Source organism: Zooshikella ganghwensis (assembly GCF_018263875.1).
In the GTDB taxonomy this organism is placed as follows: domain Bacteria; phylum Pseudomonadota; class Gammaproteobacteria; order Pseudomonadales; family Zooshikellaceae; genus Zooshikella; species Zooshikella ganghwensis.
In genome coordinates this window covers 1-26414 of record NZ_JAEVHG010000012.1, presented here as the reverse complement: position 1 = coordinate 26414, position 26414 = coordinate 1, and the positions used below count along the sequence as shown (strand labels likewise).

The 26414-nt window shown below is 42.2% G+C and carries 13 protein-coding genes; 6 read left to right on the top strand and 7 right to left on the bottom strand.

The window, feature by feature from the left end:
- Positions 1–93 precede the first annotated feature (93 nt).
- The 4 genes from KHS79_RS16145 to KHS79_RS16130 all read right to left on the bottom strand — a co-directional run bounded on the left by KHS79_RS16145 (position 94) and on the right by KHS79_RS16130 (position 6644).
- Positions 94–1440 carry an HlyD family type I secretion periplasmic adaptor subunit gene (locus tag KHS79_RS16145; protein WP_212720306.1) on the bottom strand — a complete coding sequence of 449 codons (1347 nt, stop codon included), beginning with the start codon at positions 1438–1440 and terminating at the stop codon, positions 94–96.
- Positions 1441–1541: 101 nt separating this feature from the next.
- Positions 1542–3728 carry an ATP-binding cassette domain-containing protein gene (locus tag KHS79_RS16140; RefSeq protein ID WP_212720305.1) on the bottom strand — a complete coding sequence of 729 codons (2187 nt, stop codon included), beginning with the start codon at positions 3726–3728 and terminating at the stop codon, positions 1542–1544.
- 71 nt (positions 3729–3799) lie between these two features.
- On the bottom strand, positions 3800–5500 hold the full coding sequence (locus KHS79_RS16135; protein WP_212720304.1) for an ATP-binding cassette domain-containing protein: 1701 nt from the start codon (positions 5498–5500) through the stop codon (positions 3800–3802).
- Positions 5501–5543: 43 nt separating this feature from the next.
- Complete coding sequence (locus KHS79_RS16130) at positions 5544–6644, bottom strand: hypothetical protein (RefSeq protein ID WP_212720303.1); 1101 nt, start codon at positions 6642–6644, stop codon at positions 5544–5546.
- A 188-nt stretch (positions 6645–6832) separates the two neighbouring features.
- On the opposite strand from KHS79_RS16130, the gene KHS79_RS16125 reads away from it, so the two are divergent.
- The 6 genes from KHS79_RS16125 to KHS79_RS16100 all read left to right on the top strand — a co-directional run bounded on the left by KHS79_RS16125 (position 6833) and on the right by KHS79_RS16100 (position 17592).
- Positions 6833–10183 (top strand): transglutaminase family protein, encoded by a 3351-nt coding sequence (locus KHS79_RS16125; RefSeq protein ID WP_212720302.1) that lies wholly within the window; start codon positions 6833–6835, stop codon positions 10181–10183.
- Positions 10180–12771, top strand: coding sequence for a circularly permuted type 2 ATP-grasp protein (locus KHS79_RS16120; RefSeq protein WP_212720301.1), 2592 nt, complete (start codon positions 10180–10182; stop codon positions 12769–12771). The genes KHS79_RS16125 and KHS79_RS16120 overlap by 4 nt, the downstream gene beginning before the upstream one ends.
- Complete coding sequence (locus KHS79_RS16115) at positions 12768–13661, top strand: transglutaminase family protein (protein WP_212720300.1); 894 nt, start codon at positions 12768–12770, stop codon at positions 13659–13661. The genes KHS79_RS16120 and KHS79_RS16115 overlap by 4 nt, the downstream gene beginning before the upstream one ends.
- Positions 13662–13674: 13 nt before the next feature.
- Positions 13675–15135: a circularly permuted type 2 ATP-grasp protein gene (locus tag KHS79_RS16110; RefSeq protein WP_212720299.1), complete on the top strand. Its 1461-nt coding sequence runs from the start codon at positions 13675–13677 to the stop codon at positions 15133–15135.
- Positions 15129–16124: an alpha-E domain-containing protein gene (locus tag KHS79_RS16105; RefSeq protein WP_212720297.1), complete on the top strand. Its 996-nt coding sequence runs from the start codon at positions 15129–15131 to the stop codon at positions 16122–16124. The genes KHS79_RS16110 and KHS79_RS16105 overlap by 7 nt, the downstream gene beginning before the upstream one ends.
- Before the next feature lie 223 nt (positions 16125–16347).
- The gene (locus tag KHS79_RS16100; protein ID WP_212720295.1) at positions 16348–17592 is read left to right on the top strand and encodes a hypothetical protein; all 1245 of its coding nucleotides are present in this window, start codon (positions 16348–16350) and stop codon (positions 17590–17592) included.
- Between the two features lie 211 nt (positions 17593–17803).
- Here the strand turns inward: KHS79_RS16100 and ectB are convergent, their stop codons facing one another.
- The 3 genes from ectB to KHS79_RS16085 form a co-directional block, all read right to left on the bottom strand.
- Complete coding sequence (gene ectB / locus KHS79_RS16095; RefSeq protein WP_212720293.1) at positions 17804–19090, bottom strand: diaminobutyrate--2-oxoglutarate transaminase; 1287 nt, start codon at positions 19088–19090, stop codon at positions 17804–17806.
- A gap of 129 nt (positions 19091–19219) precedes the next feature.
- Complete coding sequence (locus tag KHS79_RS16090) at positions 19220–20599, bottom strand: MFS transporter (RefSeq protein WP_212720292.1); 1380 nt, start codon at positions 20597–20599, stop codon at positions 19220–19222.
- A gap of 98 nt (positions 20600–20697) precedes the next feature.
- Complete coding sequence (locus tag KHS79_RS16085) at positions 20698–26400, bottom strand: non-ribosomal peptide synthetase (protein ID WP_212720291.1); 5703 nt, start codon at positions 26398–26400, stop codon at positions 20698–20700.
- Positions 26401–26414 lie beyond the last annotated feature (14 nt).

Below are 26414 nucleotides of genomic sequence, written 5' to 3'. Positions count from 1 at the left end.
CAAAACAAGTGCAAACTAAGCATTCTTATTAACCAAAATCACATAATATAACTGTCTGGTTACATGCCCTATTACCCAAAAATTAAAGCTTACTTACACGTCCTTATGCTGTTTTCTATGTTGCCATAACGGGTTAAATAAATAGCTCAGTAATGGCTGTTGACCTATCTGAATACTTGCCTGAACAGTCATACCCGGCAATATTTTATTGCGTGTTTCTTGATTTCCTACAAAATCTGTCGCCAATTCAATGATCGCTTTTTGATATGAAGAACCTTCTTCATTAACATAGTTTCTGTTTATGAGCGACTTAACGACACCTGCCACAGCATCAACATTATTAACACTAAATGCATCAATCGCGACTCGTACCTCTTGCCCTATTTGCAGCGTGTTCATCGTTTCTTTATTCACTTTAACTTCAACAGCTAACGACTGGTTAAGTGGAACAACTTCAGCAACAATACCGCCTGCCGTCACAGGGCTGTCTTGAGTGTTCCTTATTGCTTGCACCACACCCCGAATAGGTGACTTAACAACCTTCTGACGAATACGCTGATCAACCTGCTCAATATGCTCCACTGCTTTTGTCTGCTGGGTTACAACCTGAGTAAGTTGTTGTGTCCACTGACTTTTAGCCTCTTCTTTGGACTGCTGAAACTGTAGACGAATGTTCGCTAAGTCCTTTTTACCTGCTAAAATATTCTCTTCAGCTTGTACGAATAATAATGCAACCTCAGACAAATCCTGCTGAGCACTATTGAGCTGCTGTCGAGTAATATATCCCTTCTGTAACAATACCTGCTTAGCCTCAAAAGCTTCCTGAAGTTTTGTTTTCTTAACTTGCAGTTCATTTAATCTAACCTGCTCTTCTTGCAACGTGGAGCTTAACGTTGCAATTTGCTGCTTTATTGGTGCTAATTTTGCCAAGTAACGCTCTTTTGCCTGATCATAATAAATACGCATCTCTGCATCCATTGCAGCTTGCTCTTTGGGATTTTCAAAACCACCTATCAACTGCCCTGTTAACAACGTTCGATACACTTTCTCCTGCTGTAGCAAACGCTCATGGTGTGATTTCAACTTTTTAAGCTCAAGCTGATCCTTAGCTGAATCCATCACCAGTAAAGCTTGTCCAGATTCAACCAACTGTCCTGTAGAAACCAAAACACTGGCAATATGACCTCCCTCAAAAAGCTGAACTGCCCTTATATCCCCCTGTACAACAACACTACCAGTAGCTACCACCCTTTGATCAACAGGCCAAACCATGCCGCCAACAATAACAATGAGTACAGCCAGAAATATTCCCCACAAACTCAAGTATATCCAGGCCTGCCCTCCTTCTTCTTTTAACACGGGGTCCGCAAGCCAATGAGCCTGCTGCCGAGAATGCTCGTCAATCACATGAGCTAATGTTGTAGAAAGTCCTTTCTCCATGATCTTTTCTCTTTCCATAGCTTGGTATAGTGATTTATCAGGTTAAGAGCACCACTTTATATGAGTCCCTCTTACCAGAACTCCTTCTACCCTACCCAAGCTTAAGCCATTACGTTTTGAGTTGAACTTCTTTTCTTCTTAAGAAGTTGCTCAGGGTGACCAAAATAGCGCTGTTTACCCTCTTCCAGTAACAGGACTTTATCTGCAACTTTAAAATGACTGGGGCGCTGTGTAACCAGAAATACCGTCTTTTGCCGAGACAACTGCCGTATTACTTCTAATAGCTGCAACTCAGCTTGATAATCAAGTCCTACAAAAGGCTCATCCATTAACAGGACAGGCGCAGGTTTAAGTAATGCTCGCGCAATACAAAGCTGTTGCTGAATATTGATGGGTAACGCTAAAGGTTGCTTCACATCATAAATAGTCTGCAAGCCTTTAGGTAATTGTCTAACAATATCATCCAATCGACATAGCTCAATAACAGACCATAACTCTTCTTCTGTCGCAAGAGGGTTTGCCATCTTCAGGTTATCAGCCAATGTCCCTTGGAATAATGTTGGCTGCTGAGGAACATAAGCACACAGGTATTGCATAACACCAACAGATAATTGATTAATATTTTGTCGATCAATGCGAATGACACCATCCTGTGCCTGCTGTAGACCCGCGAGTGACATTAACAATGTTGTTTTACCAGCCCCATTGCCACCAGTGACAATGACCACTTCACCAGCATTAATACTAAAGTTGAGTTGCTGAATACCATGATTAGAGTGGGGATAAAAAAACTTAACATTTTCAAAAGCAACTGCCCCCTTAACCTGACTGGGTGCATGCCGAGTCATGACTGCTGAACTCACTGGCACCAGCCAAATTTGGGAAAGAGACTGCATGGATAACTTAGCTTCTTGCCAATCAGGGATTATTTTTTTTAATTGCATAAACGGCGTAAATAGTTGCCAAAGCAACACAATAACCGCTAGCGTCACTCCTATTGAAAAGACACCATTTAACGCTAACGATATCGAATAACTTACCGAAATGATTACCGTCACCCAAATAATCACATCGATAATATTTTCATAAACGCAGCACTTAAAAGTTTTTTGGGCTAAATGGCGACTCTCTTGAGTTTGTGCTTTTTGAAAGCGACTCAACCAAACCTCAACAGCCGCGGCAAAACGCATTGCCCTAAATTGAGATATGGCTTCATTCTTATGACAAGAGCCTGAAATATCGTTTTCTTTCTTTGTTGAACCTTTAACTTGAAATAAGAAAAACAATACCAAGACTAGAAAACCAGACAGTGCGATCCATCCTGCCGCCCCTGCTACGATAAAAAGGGCACCAACGAATACTAACGCAAATGCAGCGTCAAAAACGGTTCCTGTATTTACTTCACTCATTAATTTGCTTATAGCATTAAACTGCCTTGCAGAGTGCATTAAAAAGTGCTGTCTCGAACCGGATAAACCATCAACAGAGCCTGACCAAATATTTTTCAATAATCGATGCATGCTTAAGTAATCCACACGCTTTCCTGCAAAACGTAAACAAACACCTCGTAATCGTCGCCCTCCCCACTCCAAGACAAGCAAGCTTGTGACACCTGCAGTTATCGGTATCAATAAGTCAAGACGCTGACTCCCCCAAACTTGATCAACGATTTGCATAACATAAAAAGGTAGTGCTAACGCCAAACAAGTAATAACCAGGCTTAGTAAGCAGCAAATCATCAATACGGGGTATACTCGTTGCCAAGGTTTTTTCAAGGAATTTTGAATGGCCCCTTCAATACCACTTTTACTATAGCAGGGAATGGTCAACAGCCATCCTTGATTTAACCGCGTTAATTTATGCTTATCCGTGATTTTTTCAACCTGTAATCGCTCTGCTGAGTAAATCCACGCCTCTTCTTCATTCATTGAAAATACAATTTGTGCAGGTGCTTTCTTTGGAATGTGCATGACCGGAAAAGACGTACTACGCCAATTTTTTTTTGTAGCTCTAGTCAAGGTTGATGAAATACCAAGGCGTGCGAGTGTATTACGAATATCGGTTAAATCAGGCTGTTTTTTTTCGGGTAATGCTGTCAAAAACTCCAGAGCATGAAGTGGCCAGTGTTGGGCTAATACTAAAATAGGCAACACCGAAACCAAATCAGAATGCTGATACCTTTCTTGAAGAGTCGTATGACGAAATGTTGCTAGGCGTTCGACTAAAACTTGCTCATAATTAAAACTATTTTGCTGATCAGCCGGTCTGTAACTTGATTCAAGATACATTATCAGTCCTTAGTATATACCTTTCATTTAAGGTATAGCGTTTGATTCCCTAGAAACCTGCCACAATTGTTTTACTGTTGCAAAAGCAGTGTTTCACGAAGCAAATGGCCTTTATTGAGCTCAAAAACATGATCAGCTAACCGAATAATAGAGGGTCGGTGTGAAGCAACCACCATGGTGGTAATTCCTTTTAATTGCTTTAATAAACGAATAATGGCTTGATCACCTTTTAAGTCAACAGCACTATTGGCATCATCGACAAGCAGCACTTTCGGCTGACAAACAATTGCCCGCGCAAATGCAATGCGTTGTACTAAACCCTGTGGTAGTTGATGCTGCTCCGCATCTATCAGGGTATAAAAGCCATCGGGTAACTGTGCAATTGCATCAGCAATATTAAGGGTTTTAGCAGCTTCAATCGCCAACACTTCTTTGGCAGTACTAAACAGTGTTAAATTCTCCATAATTGTGCCACTGAATAAGGCAGCCTTTTGCGGCAAATACACCACTTGTTGAATTAAAACATCATCATTAAAACTCCCCAGAGGTTTACCATCTAACAGTACTTCCCCTTGGTCAGGCTGAATGATACCTTTTAAAATACCAAGTAAGGTAGATTTTCCACTACCATTTTCACTCGATAGCACCACTAACTCACCCGGGTTAATGTGTAATGAGACCTGATATAAAACCCAGGCATTTTCTTCACTGTATCGAAAGCTCACCTTATTACAGTCAATACGCCCTTGAATTATTTGCAATGCCGTTTGTTTTACAGAGGACTTAACCGTAGGTACTTCTAATAATGACTTAATGCTAGATAATTCATACTTTATCCTTTGTCTACTTTCACAAAAAAACGCAATGAGTGAAATACTATGAAGACTACAAATTGCTAAAAATATACAGCCAATAAGTCCTCCTAATGTTATTTGCTGCTTAACAAGCAATATAGCCCCATAAGCTGAACAGGCAACAATCAGAAGTTTCATAATCAGAGATAAGTTACTATGCAAGTTAGCCAAGCACTGATTAACCGTCACTTGCTGCTCAACTTTATTTGCATAGCATGTTTCATAGCGAATTTTCAATTGAGTCGATAAATAAAGCGCTTTCGCGGTATACCACCCATGTAATAAGTTAATCAAATGATCATAAAAAATCTGTGCCGTTGAATAGGCTAGTGGTATTACCCTAGAAGATTTAATAATAAAAATACTTAATGATAATAAAGAAACACCTAAAGCAGAGAGAGGAATAAATACCAAAGAAAGCTCAACCCAACCTATCAACAATAAATAAATTATCACCCAGCTGACAACAACGACAATACTCAAAATCTGCCCAGGATAACAACTTTGTACAGCCTTAACAGCCTCAATGCTATTAAATATTCGGGTATAGCCCAATTGTTCCAGTGTTGTTAATTTACCTTGTAAAAGTTTTAAGTACTGTAAACGACTTAATGAATAATCTAACTTGGCGGTATATCGGCTAATTAAAATGCCTTGTAATAGCCGAACAAAAACCAGCATCGTAACAATGACTATCGCCACTAAAAATTCAGCCTCAAACCCATCTTTTTTTAAATGCTGATTTTGCTGTTCATTAACTGCAATGAGTGTATCCACACAATGTATTAACACCAGCGCTAACATCAGCGATAAAAGCCCCATTAAAAAAACAGCCAAAACAATATGCCAACGTAATAAGCCAGTCTTTAAATCAGGTAAATAGGTTTGCAAGATGCTTTGCAGCGAAATAGTCTGCATTATGCCCCCTGTATTATATTTATAAAGGCACTGTGGATAAGCCTTACTCAGCTAATCGATACAAAAAAACAGGCTTATTTACACTGTTGACTAAAATAAAAATATCGTATTGCTCACTATAACGAAAACGTCCAAATGTGCCATTTTGCAGTGCTTTAGGTACAGCCTTTTCTTGACCATAGCCCTTAGCAGAATGTTTTTTCCAAATCTTTGTTTCTAAGTTCAACGTATAAACCTCAGCACCATTGTGCCAAGCAACTAACAACCCCGTGGGCTGGTGAACACTGAGTCCAACATTAGCAAACTGCTCTATCTCCGTATCGCCTTTTGTCTTTAAGACCTGTAAACCCTTATCAGGATTTTGTAAATCAATAAAGCGTGTTTCTTTATTACCTACCAACACATACCAATGAGGCTTAGAAGAAATTACAGCGGTATAATCATAACTTATCCAACCGGGTAGCTCCCCAGTCACAGATAACCATTTCCGTGCCAAAGGCTTATAGCTGACGAGTGCTGAGCCGCCACCACTGCCAAGACTATAAATATAGCCAGATTTAGGGTCATAAGCGGAAGTTGAGCTAATACCATATCCTCCCACCATCACAGGGGGCAACCTTAACCAACGGTTATCCGTTAAGTCATAACAATCCGTATTAGGCAACATATGTTGTGATAACGGAAACATTGCCGCAGCACCAAAAGCACAGAATAAGTTCTGTTCAGCTAAATATTGTAATGTGTTATAGGTGTGTCGTGCTCTTGGGCTGCCATCAGGATAATAACCCGTGACAGAAAGCTTGCCTTTTTCATCAACATTTCTCGCTGCATTGCTTAATCGCTTCCAGGATAGCGAGTGAAGAGAAAAACCATATAACTCATTACCAGAGTAATCTCGATGCCCGCCTCCCCAAATAATTAACTGTTGTTGTTGAGTATCAAATGCACCGCCAGACCAAGCCCCGGTTATCGCAGAAAATCCAGTCCATGAACCCGCCACTTTGGGCTTTTTTGGTAAATTAACAAGTTGCGAATGAGGTATGGCATACCACTCTCCAGGAGCAATATCAGGCAATTTTTTGGCTGATACAGTCATAACCAAAAAGCCAGCTAACCAGATAGCCAATAACATCTTTAACCGCAAAAGGTGCTCCCTCTACAACTCTGAAATAAAGTGCTTAATAGCTATATCTAACGCCAAATTCATTACACTTTTTTAAATAACAAACTAAAACAATATTTTTATATTCACTATTAATGACTACACTTGTTAATTTAGAATTATGCATACCATAAATAGTTAAGGACATCATTGGCTAGGGAATCCATGGAATGGCCATACAAGTTGCGCTCAATCACCGAACGACCTACCAGTACGATCGATCTGTATCTTTGTCGCCTCATACTTTCCGACTGAGGCCAGCACCTCATTGCAGGACAACAATTGATGCCTACTCTCTAACCATTACCCCTGACCAGCACTTTATTAACTGGCAGCAGGATCCTTTTGGTAACTATTTGGCTCGTGTCGTATTCCCTGAACACACTACGCAATTAACCGTTGAAGTCGATATTTTAGCAACGCTCACCAGCATTAACCCATTTGATTTTTTTGTAGATGACTATGCTGAAAACTACCCCTTTGATTATGAGTCCCAACTAAAGCGTGAGCTTATCCCTTATTTAGAGCGCCAAGAGCATGGTCCTCTGCTTCAAGGTTGGGTAAAAGAGTGGCAAAAAAAAGAATTACATATTGTTGACTTTTTAGTCGAATTAAATCGAGCCTTACAGCAAGCCATTTCCTATACCATTCGTACTGAACCTGGTGTGCAGTCTTGTGAAACCACCTTAGCTAAACAATCCGGCTCCTGTCGTGACTCTGCCTGGCTTTTGGTACAAATTGTTCGTCATTTAGGGTTAGCCGCACGCTTTGTTTCTGGCTACCTCGTGCAACTCACCCCCGATATCAAATCACTGGATGGGCCCAGTGGCCCTGATGCTGATTTTACCGATCTACACGCTTGGGCAGAAGTGTACGTACCTGGTGCAGGCTGGATTGGTCTTGACCCTACTTCGGGCTTATTTGCAGGCGAAGGCCATATTCCACTCGCCTGTACACCTGACTTTCGAAGTGCTGCTCCAGTCTGTGGTGCAACCAGCAAAAGTGAAGTAACCTTCTCCTTCACTAACTCTGTTACTCGAATTAAAGAAGAACCTCGGGTCACCAAACCCTACACTGATGAACAATGGCACGCGATCGACCAGCTCGGAGAAAAGGTTGATCAGCAACTCACGGCACTTGATGTACGTCTTACAATGGGTGGTGAGCCTACATTTGTAGGTATTGATAACCCTGACACTCTCCAGTGGAATACCCATGCAGATGGCCCTGAAAAACGAGAGCGCGCAGAACAGCTATTAGACAAACTCAAAGTCATTTTTACCAAAGGCGGGCTTAAACATTACAGTCAGGGCAAATGGTATCCAGGAGAGCCTTTGCCCCGCTGGGAACTGGGCTGTTATTGGCGTAAAGATGGACAGCCCCTTTGGCAAAATCCCACATTATTTGCCAACCCTCTGCAACAAAATCAAGCTTCATTAAAAGATGCAGAGCGTTTTATCCTACTGATGGCAGACCAATTGCAGTTGCCTACCAATGCTATTTTGCCCGCTTATGAAGACACCTACTATTTACTGTGGCAGGAAGAAAATCTTCCTCTTGATACCCCCGAGAGTTTAAGTGCTGATGATCAACGGCAGGCTATTTTAAACCAACTAAAACAGTATAAAGACCAGCCTCGTGGCTATGTACTACCCGTTAATTGGGATTTTATTGATCAGTGCTGGAAAACAGCATTCTGGCAATTTCGTCGTGGCAAGCTCTTTTTAATTCCAGGGGATTCGCCCATTGGCTTACGCTTACCCTTAGATCGCATCCACTGGTCTACACCTCATCAAGAGCCACACTCTCTCCCAAGAGACTTATTTGAACATGTTCCTCCCTTGCCTGAGCGCGTTGATAACTTCACCTTAACCGTAAACCATGCATCTCATCCACCAGCTTTCGATCTACAACCACAAACACTGAACAAAAGCGGTAGCACAGGATTACCTCTTACCACAGCCTTTGTAATTGAACTACGTAACGATACCCTTCATGTATTCATGCCTCCGTTATCACACCTAGAGCATTATATAGCGCTATTACAAACCATTGAGCAAACTGCGGATAGATTACAAATACCCATCATTATCGAAGGCTACCCACCCCCCATTGATCAACGCATCGAGTCATTTAAAGTCACACCTGACCCAGGTGTTATTGAAGTCAATATTCACCCTGCCAGCAGCTGGTCTGAGCTTAAATCCATTACCAATAGCTTGTACCAGGCAGCTCATGAAAGCCGGCTGGGCACTGAAAAATATATGCTAGACGGACGGCAATGTGGAACAGGGGGCGGCAACCATGTCACCCTCGGTGGGCATACACCGGCTGACAGCCCATTGCTGCGAAGACCCGATGTGTTACAGAGCTTAATTACTTACTGGCAGCACCACCCAGGTCTTTCGTATTTATTTTCGGGGCTGTTTGTTGGGCCTACTAGTCAAGCCCCTCGTATTGATGAAGCCCGACACGAAGCCTTATACGAACTGGAAATTGCCTTTCAGCAAATTCCTAAAGGAGAAACGCCTCACCCATGGCTAATTGATCGTTTACTCAGGCACTTATTAGTTGATATTACAGGCAACACGCATCGTGCCGAGTTTTGTATAGATAAGCTTTATCCACCCGAGAATGCTCAGCGCCGGCTTGGACTACTCGAATTTCGTGCTTTTGAAATGCCGCCTCATGCCCGTATGAGTCTGGTACAGATGCTATTACTCCGCACCTTAGTTGCGCGTTTTTGGCAAACACCTTACCACCACCCCCTCGTTCGCTGGGGGACAGCCCTCCATGACCGGTTTATGCTGCCTTATTTTATTTGGAACGATATAGCCGAAGTGGCTGCCGATATTCAACAGTCAGGTTATGGTTTTCAACTTAACTGGCTTGCACCTTTCTTATACTTTCGCTTCCCCGTTTTTGGTGAAATTCAGTTAGGAGACATTCACCTTGAGTTACGAGGAGCCATAGAGCCTTGGCATGTACTAGGTGAAGAGGTTATCCAACAGGGTACGTCCCGTTTTGTTGACTCTTCAGTAGAGCGCCTGCAAATAAAAGTGGCCGGCCTAACGCCTGACCGTCATATCATCAGCTGTAACGGTATGCAGGTCCCCCTCCATCCTACAGGTACCCCAGGTGAGTATGTGGGAGGTGTTCGATTCCGCGCCTGGCAACCGCCTTCGGCACTCCACCCGACGATAGGTGTGCACTCACCACTGGTATTTGATGTGATTGATAGCTGGTCATGCCGAGCCATAGGTGGCTGTACTTATCACGTTGCACATCCAGGTGGCAGAAACTTTGAAGCATTCCCAGTCAACAGTTATGCCGCTGAAGGGCGTCGACTAGCTCGCTTTTGGTCTCATGGTCATAGTCCTGGCTGCCAGGAACCACATGCCAGTAGTGGACCTAGCCACTGGCGCTTTGTTGCCGAAGGATCTGGGCCAGGCCCAATAAACCTACCCAAATTACAAATGGCTAATGAGTACCCCTATACTTTGGACTTACGCCAACAATGACCAGTACCACTCCCCCCCAAGCCAATGATGAATGGTTACAACAGTATCGCCAGCACCTAAAGCCAGAATTTCTTGATGAGATGTGGTCAGGGGAGCAGCTATCTATTAAACCGGCCTGGCAACCCTTAATACAACAGCTTAACTCTCTCTCTCCCAATGCCTTTCATAAACCACGTCTGGAGGCTAAGCGCTTACTACAAGAAAATGGTACAACCTACAATGTCCACAGTCAGGCCAACCAGAGCCTGAGGAGCTGGCAACTTGATCCATTGCCTTTAGTACTGGCAGAAAACGAGTGGCAAAGCCTTGAGAGGGGTTTACAACAGCGCGCACTTCTTTTTGACTGTATTTTACAGGACCTTTATGGAGAGCGAAGGTTACTCAAGCAAAATGTCATTCCACCTGAACTGGTTTTTGCGCATCCTGGATTTCAGCGCCCTTGCGACCAGGTTCGGTTAGCCTTATCTCACCAGTTAATGCACTTCGCCGTGGATATTGCACGTGGTGCAGATGGCCAGTTCTGGGTCCTGGCTGACCGGGCTCAAAACCCCTCTGGTGCCGGCTATGCACTAGAATGTCGTATGATTATGAACCGCATTATCCCAGAAGCAATGCGTTCTATAACGGTTCACCGTCTTTATCACTTTTTCCAATCCTGGCGTAATGGTCTTCAGGCTTTGGTATCACAACATTCAGATGAGGCACGAATAGTTGTGCTAACCCCTGGGCCTGACAATGACACTTATTATGAACATGCCTATTTGGCTACTTACTTAGGTTACCCTCTCGTTCAGGGTGATGACTTAACGGTTCGCGATGGCAAGGTGTGGTTAAAATCGCTAGCAGGGCTGCAGCGAGTCGATATTATCCTTCGCAAAACAGATGACTTGTCCTGTGATCCGCTTGAACTTCAACAGGACTCCCAGCAAGGGGTGCCTGGATTACTACAAGCCGTTCGCAACCAAACAGTGGCAATTAATAATCCTTTGGGCTCCAGCATTCTCGAAAACCCAGGGTTATTGGCTTTTCTTCCTGCGATTGCCAAAAATCTGTTAGGTGAAACACTTCAGTTGCCTGCTGTTGGTACCTGGTGGTGTGGACAAAAACCAGCGCTGGAGCATGTGCTGACCAATTTTGAAAAATTGGTCATTAAACCCATTTTTGGCAATGGGTCTTGCTACTACCCAGCACTTATGACGGCTGAAGAACAGCAACAGCTCAAAGACAAAATAAAACAAATGCCGTATTTTTATGTAGGTCAACAACAGCCTCAGCTGGCAACCACCCCCACACTGATTAACGATGAGCTACTGCCACGCTACTACCAGCTTCGTACCTTTTTAGTCGCTGAGGGTGGCTCTTATGTTGCACTACCTGGCGGACTTACCCGAATTGCCAATAACAATGAAGGCTGGTTCCAGTGGCAAACCAATGGAGGTATCAGTAAAGACACCTGGATTTTATCCCATGAAGTTGATCGCCCTATTCGCCTCCAGCCTATGGCCCCTGGCGGGGTAGCAATGCAGAGCTACGAAGGCATACTCCCTAGTCGTGCAGCAGAAAGTTTATTCTGGGTTGGACGCTATATAGAGCGAGCAGAAGGTAGCTCACGTTTATTACGCACCATTATGGACCATATCAATAATCAAGATGAATTTGCCAGTGAGGCCGATCAACAGTGTCTTTATGTGTTACTCACAGGGCTTACAGTAATGACCAATACCCTGCCAGGTTTTACCGGAGAAGACACCAAACAAAAATGTAAACAGCCAAACCCTGAGTTGATATCCCTGGTACGGGATAGCGAGCGGGTTGGCAGTCTGGCGCAAGTGCTTGCAGCTTTTTTACATGCGTCATTTAGTGTACGCGACTTGTGGTCAAGTGATACCTGGCGCACGATTGATGATATTGACGATATCCTTGGCCAACTTTACTGCCCACCTACCGATCTTGGAGACTTACAAAGTTGTCTTGATGAACTTATCACTACCATTATGGCCTTTACGGGTCTCACCGCAGAAAGTATGCCCCATGAAAGTGGCTGGTACCTATTTGACTTAGGTCGTCGTATTGAGCGTAGCCTGTTACAAATCAGCCTAACTCAAAGTTGTTTTAGCCAAAGACTTGATGACACTGTTGAGCACCTCTTACAAGAAGCTTTGCTGGTCAATAACGAAAGCCTGATAACCCACCGCCGTCGTTATCGTTCTCTACAACAAATGGAAAATACCCTTGCCTTGCTCATTCTCGACGAGACAAATCCTCGTGCATTGGCGTATCAAATTTACCGTATTCAACGGTTAATTGATCACTTGCCCCATCGTCATCAGCAACGCGAATACTCTGCAGAGCAGCGGATTATTTTAGCAACCGCAACACGTTTACGCCTGGCCACTGCGAATATGCTTGCTCAACGTGGAGAGGATGGCCTGCTCCACGTACTCATTGAACTGCTTGAAGCATGTAATAGTAACCTACTAGAACTGGCAAACACCCTACACCATACGTATTTCAGTCATACCGAACAGGCACAACAGTTAACGTCTATGTCTGCTGAGATTGCTATGCCTAACGAGGTGAATGTATGAATACGTTTCGTATTACACATACCACACGTTATGTTTACACAGATCCCGTCAGTCGCTGTCATAACGAAGCACGTATGAGTCCAATGAATTTGCCTCATCAAACTTGTGCCTTTAGTAAGGTTCATGTTTCTCCTTCCCCAAGAAGCAGTTTTCAGCGTATTGATTATTTTGGAAATAATGTCTTCAGCTTTGATATTCACCAACAACATCAGGAATTGACTATTTCAGTAATCAGCGAAGTAGCCATTGACAAACCATGCTCACTTTTACTCGAAAACAGTTTACCCTGGGACCAGTTTACTGAGCACCTGGAACAAGCGAATAAACACCAACAGCTCATGGTGCATGAATTTATCTTACCCTCACCACAAATTCCTCAATCAGCGAGCGCAAAGGATTATGCCTTAAGCTCATTTACCCCTGGACGCCCATTACTGGATGCGGTAAATGACTTAACTCGTCGTATATATAATGATTTTAAATATGAGCCCGGTTTCAGTTCACTTTCAACCCCACTAGAAACCGTTATTGAACATCGAAAAGGCGTTTGCCAGGACTTTGCCCATTTAGCGATTGCCTGTTTACGCAGCATGGGCTTACCTGCCATGTATGTCAGTGGTTATTTAGAAACAGACCCTCCACCAGGTAAGCCTAAACTGACAGGTGCTGACGCTTCTCATGCCTGGTTAAACGTTTTTATTCCAGAACATGGGTGGCAGGGATTTGACCCAACCAATAACCAAATGGCAAATGAACGCTATATTGTAGTTGCACAGGGGAGAGATTACGCAGATGTCACCCCATTAAAAGGTGTCGTTTATGGTGGTGGCCATCATCACCTGACCGTTCAAGTAGACGTTACACGAACACACTCACATACGTTTAACTAGCATTTAGCATATTATGACTATTCAATGGAATGACTATAACGTTCGCCAAGCTCAGGATGAACTAATTGATGAGCATAACCAGCCCAGAACCGTTGCCAAACGACTTATACATCATTTGGCGTCATTTAGTGATGAAGAACTAGACACAGCACGCACCGCTGCAGAATTAGCCATTAAATTAATGGGGATTACTTTTACGGTGTATCACGAATCGGGAGGTGCAATTGATCGCGCCTGGCCCTTCGATATTATTCCCCGCATTATGTCAAACACTGAATGGCAAATGATTGAAGCAGGGTTAAAACAGCGCGTACATGCATTAAACCTGTTTATAAGTGATATTTATAGCAAGCAACAAATTATTAAAGATCGTGTTTTTCCTGCTGAATTACTCGCCAATTCCGAAAACTTTAGACCACAATGTATGGATATTACCCCTCCTTTAAATTGCTGGTCACCGATTTGTGGTTCAGACTTGGTACGAGATCAACAAGGGACAATGTATGTATTAGAAGACAACTTACGTGTACCTTCAGGTGTTTCCTATATGTTGGAAAACAGATCGGTAATGAAGCGGGTTTTTCCAGATTTTTTTGAAGACTATACTATTCTGCCCGTTGACGATTATCCTTCACAGCTGTTTGCCACATTAGCGGCTTTATCACCACGTCCTACTGATAATCCAACCGTTGTCGTACTAACCCCTGGCATTTACAACTCAGCGTATTTTGAGCACGCCTATTTAGCTCAGCAAATGGGCTGTGAATTGGTTGAAGGACGTGATTTGATCGTAGAAAATGACAATGTCTATATGCTCACCATTGAAGGACCTGAACAAGTTGATGTCATCTATCGACGTATTGATGATTTATTTCTAGACCCTAAAGTATTTAACCCTGATTCATTATTAGGCGTACCTGGTTTAATGCAGGCATGGGCTAAAGGTAATGTAGCACTGGCCAATGCACCAGGAGCGGGTGTTGCGGATGACAAGGTAGTATATGCCTTTGTCCCAAAAATGATTAAATACTATTTAAATGAAGAAATGCTATTACCCAATGTACCCACTTATCTATGCTTTGATCCAAAAGAGCGGGACTTTGTTCTTAATAATCTTGATAAGTTAGTGGTCAAACCTGCAAATGCTTCTGGTGGCTATGGTATGTTAATTGGGCCGATTGCCAGTAAAAAACAACGTAAACAATTTGCGGAGTTTATTAAAGAAAACCCACGTAATTATATTGCCCAACCTACTTTAGCACTATCAACAGTGCCCACCTTGATTAATCACCATATTGAACCACGACACGTTGATATGCGCCCATTTATCCTCAGTGGCCACACAACACAAGTCACTATGGGTGGGTTAACCCGCGTTGCAATGGTGCCAGGATCACTGGTAGTTAATTCTTCCCAAGGTGGGGGCAGTAAAGATACATGGATTGTTGACGAGGAGGCCTGTCTAACATGTTAGCTCGAGTGATAGAAACTATATACTGGATGGCCCGATACTTAGAACGCGCCGAAAATATTGCACGGTTAATTAATGTCAACTCACACCTTTTGCTGGACTTACCAAAAGGTATTTCACCTGGTTGGGAACCTCTCATCGATATTACAGGTACCAGAGCCCAGTATTTGGATTTATACAACAACTTTAGTGAGTCTAATGTAATAGCCTACTTAGTGACTGATATAAAAAGCCCTGCATCGCTTCGTTTTGCCTTAAATGCAGCCAGAGAAAATGCAAGGACAACCCGTGATGTTATTCCCCAAGAAGCCTGGGAGCAGTTAAATACTCTGCATTTCTACGCTAGTGAATATATCAATTATGCACAACGTAAAACAAAACGCTTTGACTATTTTAACTCTATCATTACCTATTGCCAGACCATTAATGGATTATTAGCGGACACGATGAATCGTGATGCAGGTTATTTATTCTTACAAATAGGACGTTATATCGAACGAGCCGATATGTCATCACGCATTATTGATGTGCGTACTACAAACTTACTCAATCAAAATAACCACCTGGAGTTTCACCCTTTTGCGAATATTCAATGGATGAGTGTATTAAAATCCATGACCGCTTACCAAATGTATAGGCGTGAAGTGCAAGTAAATATTTCACAAGAGCAGGTATTAACATTTTTATTAAAATCGAAAGTTTTTCCTCGCTCTATTTATTTCTGCATAGCTGAGGTTGCTCGAAATACAAATCCATTACCCAAGAGTGAAGCTGTTTTAAGTTTGATAAACCAAACCTTAACCAGTTTACTTTCAAAACAAGCCAGTGACCTTACACAACAGTCATTACATATGTATCTAGATAAAATTCAGGTATTTTTAACGCAAATAGGGGATAAGCTGGATAATACCTACTTTCTATCAGATAGAGTACAAAAAACGACAGCCCATCAAGCAGCAAGTAACATCAATGATGCTGTGTCGATAACGTAGTTATTATACCCAATACGAATGGTTTTAGGTGCGGCCATCGAGTAACGAAGCCCCATGAGCCTATATTAATAGGTGATTGGGGTGAGGAGTGAAGATAACAAAAGCTAGAAATCATTCGTGAAGGGTATATTTTATCTTTAAAAAAATACACCCGCTCTTTCATACATACTGAGAATCTGTACCAAAAATTATTAAGAATAGACAGTGGGTAAAGGACGACCTAATGAATTATACACATGTACAATTTATATCTTGGGAGATTAACACTGGACCAAAAACAGTGTACAACCCCGCCTCGTTCAACCCAAAGGATTTGACTGGTTATTATCCAGGTATCAGCTCTCAAAATGACAAACGCTTCGATGTTCTAGGGCAATGTCAGGATATTGAAGCTCGTGTCAAGTTTACCGAAGCAGCAATAAAAGCTGCTCAACACAGCAGTAATATCGATAAAAACAGATCTACGCTAAAAATATTCATGGCGCCTGAGTTTTTATATCGTGGTGCAGGTGGAGCCTACCTTCATGATTTAATTAATGGCTGGAACGGTCCTGCCCCTGACAATTTCATGTTAAACAATACGCCTTATGCCAGGGCATGGACAGGGCTATTTGGCAATCTGCAAGCATTGGTTGCCAACAATCTGTTTGAACATTGGATTTTTGTCTTTGGCACCACCATCAGTGCATCCTTTGCTACCACATTGACCCCAACACCCCGTACACCAGACAGTAAGGCGTATATTGACTTCACTGAACCCGCAGAAATTTACAACACAGCACTTGTTCAGCTTGGTGGTGCCAGTAACACAAATGTAAACTACGCTAGTCGTAAGCACTATATTTCCGCGATCGATTTTCTGAAGTACTACATGTATAACAATGTCACCTTTTTAAAGGATCATGTCACACCACTGGACGCGAATTCCCTCAGATTTGTAGAAGAAACGACTCACGAAGGTGGTGCCTTGTTCAATCTGAACAACGTCAACAATGTTAATGGCAAACCAATCAATTTTGGTTTGGAAATTTGCCTTGATCATGCTGCCAGTGGCGGCATAGACCCAAAGACAAATTCTTACTACAACCATTTTGGTCGTATTCGTAATGCAAATAAGTACGTGAAGCTGCAGTTGGTCCCATCGGCAGGCATGTCGCTAGTCGATGCTTCAATTCGCTTGGAGCCAGGCACGGCTTCGACACCTAACGCTTATGCATTTAACTGCGATGGCCTAGGTAATTTAAACCGTACGCCTGGTTGTCATACACAAATCTGGAATGGTGCCAATGGCGCTGAGGTACTAAACGATAATAAATTGTTCGAAGCCAGCAGCGGTGAACCACTTGCAAACACCACGGTATCAGCCGTACATAGCAACACCACTGCCAGCTTCGGCAACGTAACGGCAAATGATTTGTGGGCAAACGACGCAGGTAGTATTCGTGTGATGAACTCTCTGGCACTTTAATACGTTGGGCATCAGCCTAAGACACTTATAGTATAATGATCAAAGATTACCTCCAAGGTCATCGCATATCATTTGCCGTTCAATCATTCCTGTCTAAAGTCTGCATAATGCTCCTCAAATACACTGTAAACCTTTCTCTGGAAGCTTGATTGCCACATCCTTGTGGCACCAGATCCTTGCTCTACTTTTTAGTACTTGGCCTACACAAATATTAAACTGCAACTTTTTTGTTATGTTGTAGAGGCGTACTTTCTTTATCGACTAATTTCTCAAGCCCAAAACCAATTTTTCTTAACCCTTCTTCTAACTTCGCTTTTTCAATAGTTAACGGCGGTAATAGCTTAATAACGCGATCTTCTTTGCCACAAGTTTCTACAAGTAAGTTATTTTTAAATAATACTCTCGCCAATTGTTTTGCTAAACCTGACCTAGGTATATCTAGCCCCCAAATCATTCCTCTACCGCGAACAGACATGTCAAGTTCTGGAAAAGCTAATACGAGCTGTTCAAGATATGTCTTTATCATGCAGCCTTTTTTATGCACTTCTTGTGATAATTCGCTTGTAGTCCAGTTTTTTAGTAACTCTGTCGCAGCCACAAACGCCAAATTATTTCCCCTAAAAGTACCTGTATGTTCACCTGGCTGCCACTGGTCTAGCTCCGGTTTTATTAATGTGAATGCTAACGGTAAACCACCACCAATAGCTTTTGACATACAAATAATATCAGGCTTAATACCTGCAAACTCAAAACTAAAATACTCTCCTGAACGACCATTTCCCACTTGAATATCATCAATGATTAAAATAATACCATGAGCTTTACATAGCTTTTCAATATCTTGTAGCCACTCTTTGGATGCCGTGTTCACACCCCCTTCACCCTGAATGGTTTCAAGAATAATAGCTGCAGGCATTGACACGCCACTACTTGAATCTTCAATTAATTGTCTCAAGTAGTGAGCTGTATTAATATTTTCACCAAAATAGCCATCAAAAGGCGCATGATATACATTAGCTCGTCCACCATAGCTTTGACTTTGATAGTAATCATTTGCGGTAAGCGCTAATGAACCCATTGTTAAACCATGATAACCCTGGGTGAATGCAATCACATTCGATCGTTGAGTCACTCGGCGAGCCAATTTAATCGCAGCTTCTACAGCATTAGTACCTGTAGGTCCAGTAAACTGAATTTTATAATCAAGATTTCTTGGTATCAAAATAGTTTGGTAAAAAGTTTCAATAAACCTTTTTTTTGCGACTGTCGCTTTATCTAAACTATGTAATATGCCTTGATTACTAAGATAGCTAATAAGTGCAGCATTTACTAATTTAGGATTATGTCCATAGTTTAGCGTGCCCGCTCCCGCAAAAAAATCCAGGTATTCATTACCCTTCTCATCCCAAATTATTGCATTTTCAGCACGTTCAAAAACGGTTGGAAATGACCTTACATAGCTACGCACTTCAGACTCAAATTCCATAAAATTAATCATACTTTATCCCTTTAACTGCAAACAACGAATAGACTCTTCACATAACGAAGCTTTTTTACGTCTATTGCCAAGAACGTCGACAAAAAAACTGAAAAATATTCATGAAGAACACATATAGATATTAGAATATTATTGAGTAGCCTTGTTAACTATCTTATCTAAGCCATCAAGGTCAGATAACCATTTAAATACTGCAATATTTAATAAAACCAGTAATCCACATATACTGTAGAGTAATAGTATACCTTTTCCAGGACCAACTCCAATTACAGAACCTACTGTTTCTGCAAGCAATCCATCAGCAGACATCATCGGCTCAAAAACATGATCAGCTAATGGACCCGCGATTAAAAAAGATACTGGTATTGCTAGTTGGGCAAGCAACGTTTGAATACCAAATACCCGTCCCTGAAATCCCGTAGGCACAACGGTTTGCCAAACAATTTGATCGCAGCTATCTACTGTGACAAAACACAAAGTAACAATAAACCCTATCGCACTCAAAATTAGAATAGTGTATTGTTCAAAAACAAATGCGCCTCCAATTAACATTATAGCACTTCCCATAATAGCTAAAAACAAGTACATTCCTTGAATACGCTTTTTTGGCCCCCCCCAAATACTTAGTAATATTCCCCCAGCCAGTGTTCCTAAACCAGAAACACTCAAGATTGTACCAAGCTCAACCACATCATAAAAACTTAAAATCAACGGCGGAAATAGAATCTCAACCATTCCCATACTAAAATTCACAATTGAAAAGAACAATAATAACTTCAAAAGCGATGGCTGAGTTTTCAAGTAAGCTAAACCATCACGTATATCTGACTTCCAACTATTTTTCGTTACTTGTTCATCCTTTTTAACTTCACGTCCATCCCCTTTTTTCAATAAGGAATTAATTGAAAGCAATACAATGATAACAACTGAGAAGCTACAAATATCGACAATAAAAATACCCTTTAAATCAATCACAGCTAGTGCAAATGCAGCTATTGCGGGGGCAGCAATTTGAATGATACCGGTACTTCCCTGGATAAATCCTTGCGCTCTTCCAAAATGCTCCTTTTTAACTAAAACTGGTATTAGTACGATAAATGTTTGACTGACTAAGCCATTAAAAACTGAACTAAAACACGCTAAAATAATAATCTGCCAAACTTGAAGGCTATCTGTAGCATATAGCACTAATAATAATAAAGTACAACAGCCTGCCCCAGCATGCCCCAAAATCATCAATAGATTCCGAGGGTAGCGGTCAATAATTGTCCCCACAAAAGGTGCTAAAAGTAACTGTGGAGCCAGTGCAGCAAACCCAATCAGGCTATATGCAGTCGTTGAATTAGTTGTTTTATAGACCCACTGACCTAAAGCAAAGTCAGTAATCATGGTACCCAACACAGATACCATAGTTGCCACTAGTATTACACCAAAATAAAAAACACTAATATTTTCATGGTTAGTTTTTTTTGTTTTTTCAAAGGTTACATCTAAAGAAGAAGAGTCCATATTAAGGCAGCCATGCGTATAGGACCAGGACAGCTTACACTCCAAGCCATCCCAACTATACCCATAAACACGGGTATAGTGCCCTCAAATTAAAAATATCAAAAAATTGGAAGAAAACCTTTAATTTCGGTAGCAGTAGCACTAACAAATGCTGTTTTTAGCATAGTCAAGTGACCACCATCTACTCGTGTAGATCGCGCTAAATGAGAATAAATTGTTTTATAACAACTCACTACTTTATGTAAAAATTGGTCATCAGGAAATGATTCAACTGTATAAAGAAAAGCCACCTGAGTTGTATTCAGCTTACTTGGCTGGTAGTTAGCAAAAAATCCCATTTGCAACTTACTTAGTTGAATAAAGTTATCTGCAAATTCATCTGAAAACTGGTTATTACTAAACGTCGTGCGTAACAACTCAGTAGGATTTTCCAAGTTAGTAATAGTATCTTTGACCTGCTGTTCTTCCCAATCAAAAAATGATGCCATCCCAAGTGCGGTAACAAACTGGTCGATTGATAATACCTCATCACTATTATCATTCAAAATTGACAAGCCTAATAGTGTATCAAGTAATACTAAATATACTTTTTTATTTTTTCGCTCCAATGCTGCCGCCACTTCATTCGCTATACATCCACCAAACGAATGACCCACCAAATAATACTCACTATCATCAGGCAGGTTTTCCAGGTAAAAGTTAACTAACGAAGTCCAGTCATTAGAGTCAGCATGCTCTTTTAGAAAATCACTTGAATCGATTAATTTCAGGTTTATGTCATTCTCTAAACAGCTTGCCAGAGGCCTAAAGTCTAAATTGGCACTACCAACGCCAGGAAAACAATAAACTGTTTTCTTGCTAGCAATACGAGGTGTCAGCTCAACAACCGTCTGGTTAGTTTTTGATACCCCTTCATTATTCAACTGATTTAAATGACAAGCTAAGCTTTGTATTGTTGGGTAGTCATATATTGATTGGAGACTTACCTTAATACTTAATTCATGCTGAATTTGAGAAACTAATTGCACTACCTTCAATGAGTGCCCACCCAGTTGAAAAAAGTCATCTTGATTGCCTATTGGCTGCTTAATATCAAGTAATTTCTTCCAAATCTTAACTAACTGAAATTCAAGATCATTTGTAATATAGGCTTGCTCGTTTTTATTGCTCCATGATATTTTCGGTAACTGTTTTCGGTCAACTTTACCATTGGGTGATGTGGGTATTGCACTGATTAATGCCCATGCAGCAGGAATCATATAGATAGGTAACCGACTTTTTAACAGTGAACCTAGCGCACTGAATAAATGTTCCTCTGATCCATCAAACATTGAATCCGGTACAATATAAGCCACCAGTTTTTTGTCCCCAAAACCATCCTCATTGACACAAACAACAGCACGTTTGACCGATGGATGACTGACTAAAATAGACTCAATCTCACCTAACTCTATCCGAAATCCACGAATTTTTACTTGATGATCAATACGACCAATGTACTCTATTTCACCATTACTTAACCAACGCGCTAAGTCCCCCGTTCGATAGAGACAGCTTTTGCTGTCAGGATTATCATTAAATGGGTTATCAATAAAGCGCTCTGCGGTTAAATTAGGTTGATTCAAGTAGCCTCTTGCAACACCATCCCCACCAATATATAGCTCTCCAACAATGCCTGATGGAACCGGTTGCTGTTGATCATTGAGAATATACAGCTGGATATTATCAATGGGTTTCCCAATTGGCACTGAGTGATAATTTAAATTCTGCTGACAACGATGCCATGACACATCAATAGCGGCCTCAGTTGGACCATATAAATTATACAACGCGGCTGGGTGTGACGATGTAAATTCATTTGCGAGTTTCGCAGGCAACGCTTCTCCACTACAAATGACCGATTTTAATGACAGTGTTTCTTCTTTATACCGGCTATCTGCCATGAATACCGCTAGCATAGCAGGAACAAAGTGGATCACTGTAATTTGTTCGCTATTAATTATATTCAGTAAATAGTCAACGTCTTTGTGCCCATCGGGCAACGCCATAACAAGCTTTGCGCCAGTCATAAGCGGCCAAAAAAACTCCCATACCGATACATCAAAACTAAAAGGCGTTTTTTGGAGTATCTTATCCTTGCACGTTAAGGGACCTAACTGTTTTTGCATCCACAAAATTCGATTCACAACCCCTTGGTGTTCATTCATGACACCTTTGGGCTTCCCAGTCGATCCAGACGTGTAAATAACATAAGCCAGATTATTTGAAGTGAATCCTTCAATAATAGGGTTTTCTATTGTTGGATCACTTTTCTGTAGTAACTGACGAATAGTCATATCATCTACACAAATGACTTGAGTATCGGTCAACAGTCGAGACTGTAAGGCACATGTCGTGAGTATCGCTTTTGGGTTACTATCACTCAACATATAATCAATACGTTCTTGCGGATAGCTAGGATCTAAAGGAACATAGGCACCGCCGGCTTTTAATATGGCAAATAATCCTACCACCATCTCTAGCGAGCGTTCTAAATAAACCCCAACTAAACTATCTGGCCCGACTCCATAGCCCTGTAAAATAACCGCTAACTGATTAGCCTGCTGGTTTAATTGTTTATACGTTAACGATGCTTGCTCAAATTGCACAGCTATTGCATCAGGTGTACGTTGTACCTGATCTTCAAACAGAGAATGTAAGCTTGCTTCTTTAGGGTATACAGCTTCTGTCTTATTATATTCAACGAGTAACTGGTACCTTTCAGAAGCTGATAGTGCATTTAAGCTTGCCAATGTCTGTGTTGAAGAGACCATGGTCGTTAATAGCTGCTGCCACTGCTCACTTAACCGTCTGACAGCAGCATCATCAAACTGAGCTTGTTGATACAAGACTCTCACATGGCAAGATTCCCCTGGTGTAATTGTGATACTGAGTGGCAAGCTACTTTGTTCAATACCCTCTAACTCAGTTAACGGTAGCCGGGTAGCATCACTTTCTCCGTTCAGCTGTTTTAGCTTTTCCTCCATTGGGAAGTTTTCAACAACCAATAACGTATCAAACAATTGACTGTTCGGGGGCAACTCACTCCACTGCTGAATGTCCGCTAGAAGGGCATAACTGAAACGATCATGGTTTACTTGTGATTGCTGTAAAGCTTGTAGCCAATCACCCAGCTGTTTCGTAGCATCAAACTGTACTCTTAGCGGTACACTATTGATAAACAGCCCGACCATTTCCTCGATACCCGCAATAGTTTCAGGCCTGCCAGACCGCGTTACCCCAAATACCACATCTGTTGTTGCACAATAGCGGCTTAACAGCATCCCCCAAGCCCCCTGAAAAACAGTGCTTAATGTTACTTGTGCATGCTTAGCAAGTTGCTGTAGTTGAGACGATAACGCAGGGCTTAAAGCGAACTGATACTCTTTTTCTAATGGCTGATCCTGGCCATCCACAAAGCGTTTAACAGGCGTCATCACTAACGGTGAAGGCTCAGTAAACCCTGCCAAATAATCTTGCCAAAAAACTCTTGCCGACTCAGCACTCTGTTGCTGCAACCATTGAATATACTGTCGATAAGGCACTACGGGAGATAACTGAGCAGGCTGTCCTTGTTGATGAGCACAGTACAATGCTTCCAAATCCTGGATCAGTATAGGAACTCCCCAACCATCCAATAAAGCATGATGATGCGTCCAAATCAGATGATATTGCTCATCAGCCTGCTGCACTAATGCCAACCGCATCAGTGGTGCGTGATCCAGTGCCACAAGTGCTTCTCGTTCTGACCTTAACAGTGAAGCCCACTCTTTCTGGTAACCCTCTGCCGATAATGCTCGACAGTCTACTTGTTGCCAAGGCAGCTCGACTTCTCGTTGTACCAGCTGCAGAGGTTGCGCCTGATCTAAGTGAACAAAGGCTGTCCTTAATATGGCATGTCTTGCTACCAACTGTTGCCAGCTCTGCTGTAAGTGATCTGGATTGATTGCCCCAAAGCTGAGAATGAGCTGAGTAACATACACACCAGACTCAGGCTGCATTTTGCTATGAAACAACATCCCTTGCTGCATTGGCGTACAAGGATATAAGTCAGTTAGTTGAGGATAAGCCCCCTGAAGCTGGTCAAGCTGTTTTGAGTCTATTTGTGCCAATGGGAAGTCACTGGGGGTATAAACACTGGGAGATGCTAGACAATGCTCGACTATTGTCGTGAGATGCTTGAAGAAATTATCAGCCAGATCCTGAATCGTCGAAGCATTATATTGATAGCGGTTGTAGTCCCACACTAACTGCAGTTTTCCCTCACTGACTAGCCCACTGATACTCAGGCGATGACTGCGCTGCCGGCGGTGGCTTACCCATGGCCCGGTATTATCAAAGCTACCCTCTAGCACCATGCCTGCTTGTGATGAAGAGGAAGGCGATTCCTGCCCAGTATGGCTATCAAACTGTCCTAAATAGTTAAACACCAGCTCAATAGGAGTAGCTGGCACTAAATCCTGTTGATCATCATTAAAGTAACGAAGAACCCCATAGCCAATCCCCTTATTAGGGATAGCTCGTAACTGCTCTTTAACGTATTTAATCAGCGTGCCTAACTCATCGGTATTTCGGTTGAGTGTTACAGGATAAGTACTGGTAAACCAGCCAACTGTTTCATTAAGATCAACCTCCGCGAATAACGCTTCTCGGCCATGTCCTTCCAATTCCAAACGGATAGCCTGCCCCCGATTCCAGTCTGTGATGGTCAGCAGTAACGCCGTTAGCAGTAAGTCATTAATTTGAGTGTGATAGCTTTGATTTGCTTGGTGCAATAGCGCCTGAGTCGTAGCGCTACTCAAGCTAACCGTCACCTCACCACTGGCTTGATAGGTGTCATCCACCCCTGAATTGAGCGGTTGATCCACAGGTAAAACCGAAACGTGTTGACTCAATACCTGTTGCCAATAGGCTTTTTCTTGCGTCAACGCCTCAGATTGACTGTATTTGATCAAACGCAGCCCCCATTGCTGAAAGCTACTTGTTCCCAACCCCAGATCAATGGGCTTACCTTGTTGCAACTGGTTCAGCGCATACTCCAGATCCTGTAACAAAATACGCCAGGACACACCATCGACAATTAAATGGTGAATCACCCACAGCAGTTCACTATCCGCATTTTCTGTTGGTGGCGCCGGCTTCCATACCAGCAGACTTAAGGGAGCAGCACTTAGTTGCAAGCTCGTTTGAGCTTTATAGGCAAGCGTATCCCATTCAGTATCTGAATTAACTATATGGAAGCTTTGCTGTATGGCTTGCTCACTCAGCTTGTCCTCATACAATCCCTGCCATTGTTGCTTTGCTTCATGATGCCCCTGGGACAATTGTTGAAACGATAAGCGAAATACCGCATGTCGTTGATAAATAGCTTGAATAGCTTTACGTAGCTGAGTTTCATTGACACTCGCTGGCAGAGTAATACGCATGGCCTGGTTAAAATGGTGTAAATCAACCGTATCACCACTTAGAAAGGCTTGCTGGATAGGGAGTAAAGGTTGTTCTCCTACCACAACCTGATTAGCCTGTTGATGGGCTTGGTTAGCTTTGAGCTGCTTGGCCAGTTCAGCAATCGTTTGATACTCAAACACCTGACGCGTACTCAACTGATACCCGGCTCGCAAAGTCCGAGAGGCCACCTGAATGGCTAATATCGAATCACCACCAATCGCAAAAAAGTTGTCGTGTATACCAACCGGATTAACACCCAACACTTGTTGCCAAATTTCACACAGAACGGTTTCTGCTGCCGTGCTGGCTGCCACATAGCCTTGCTGTG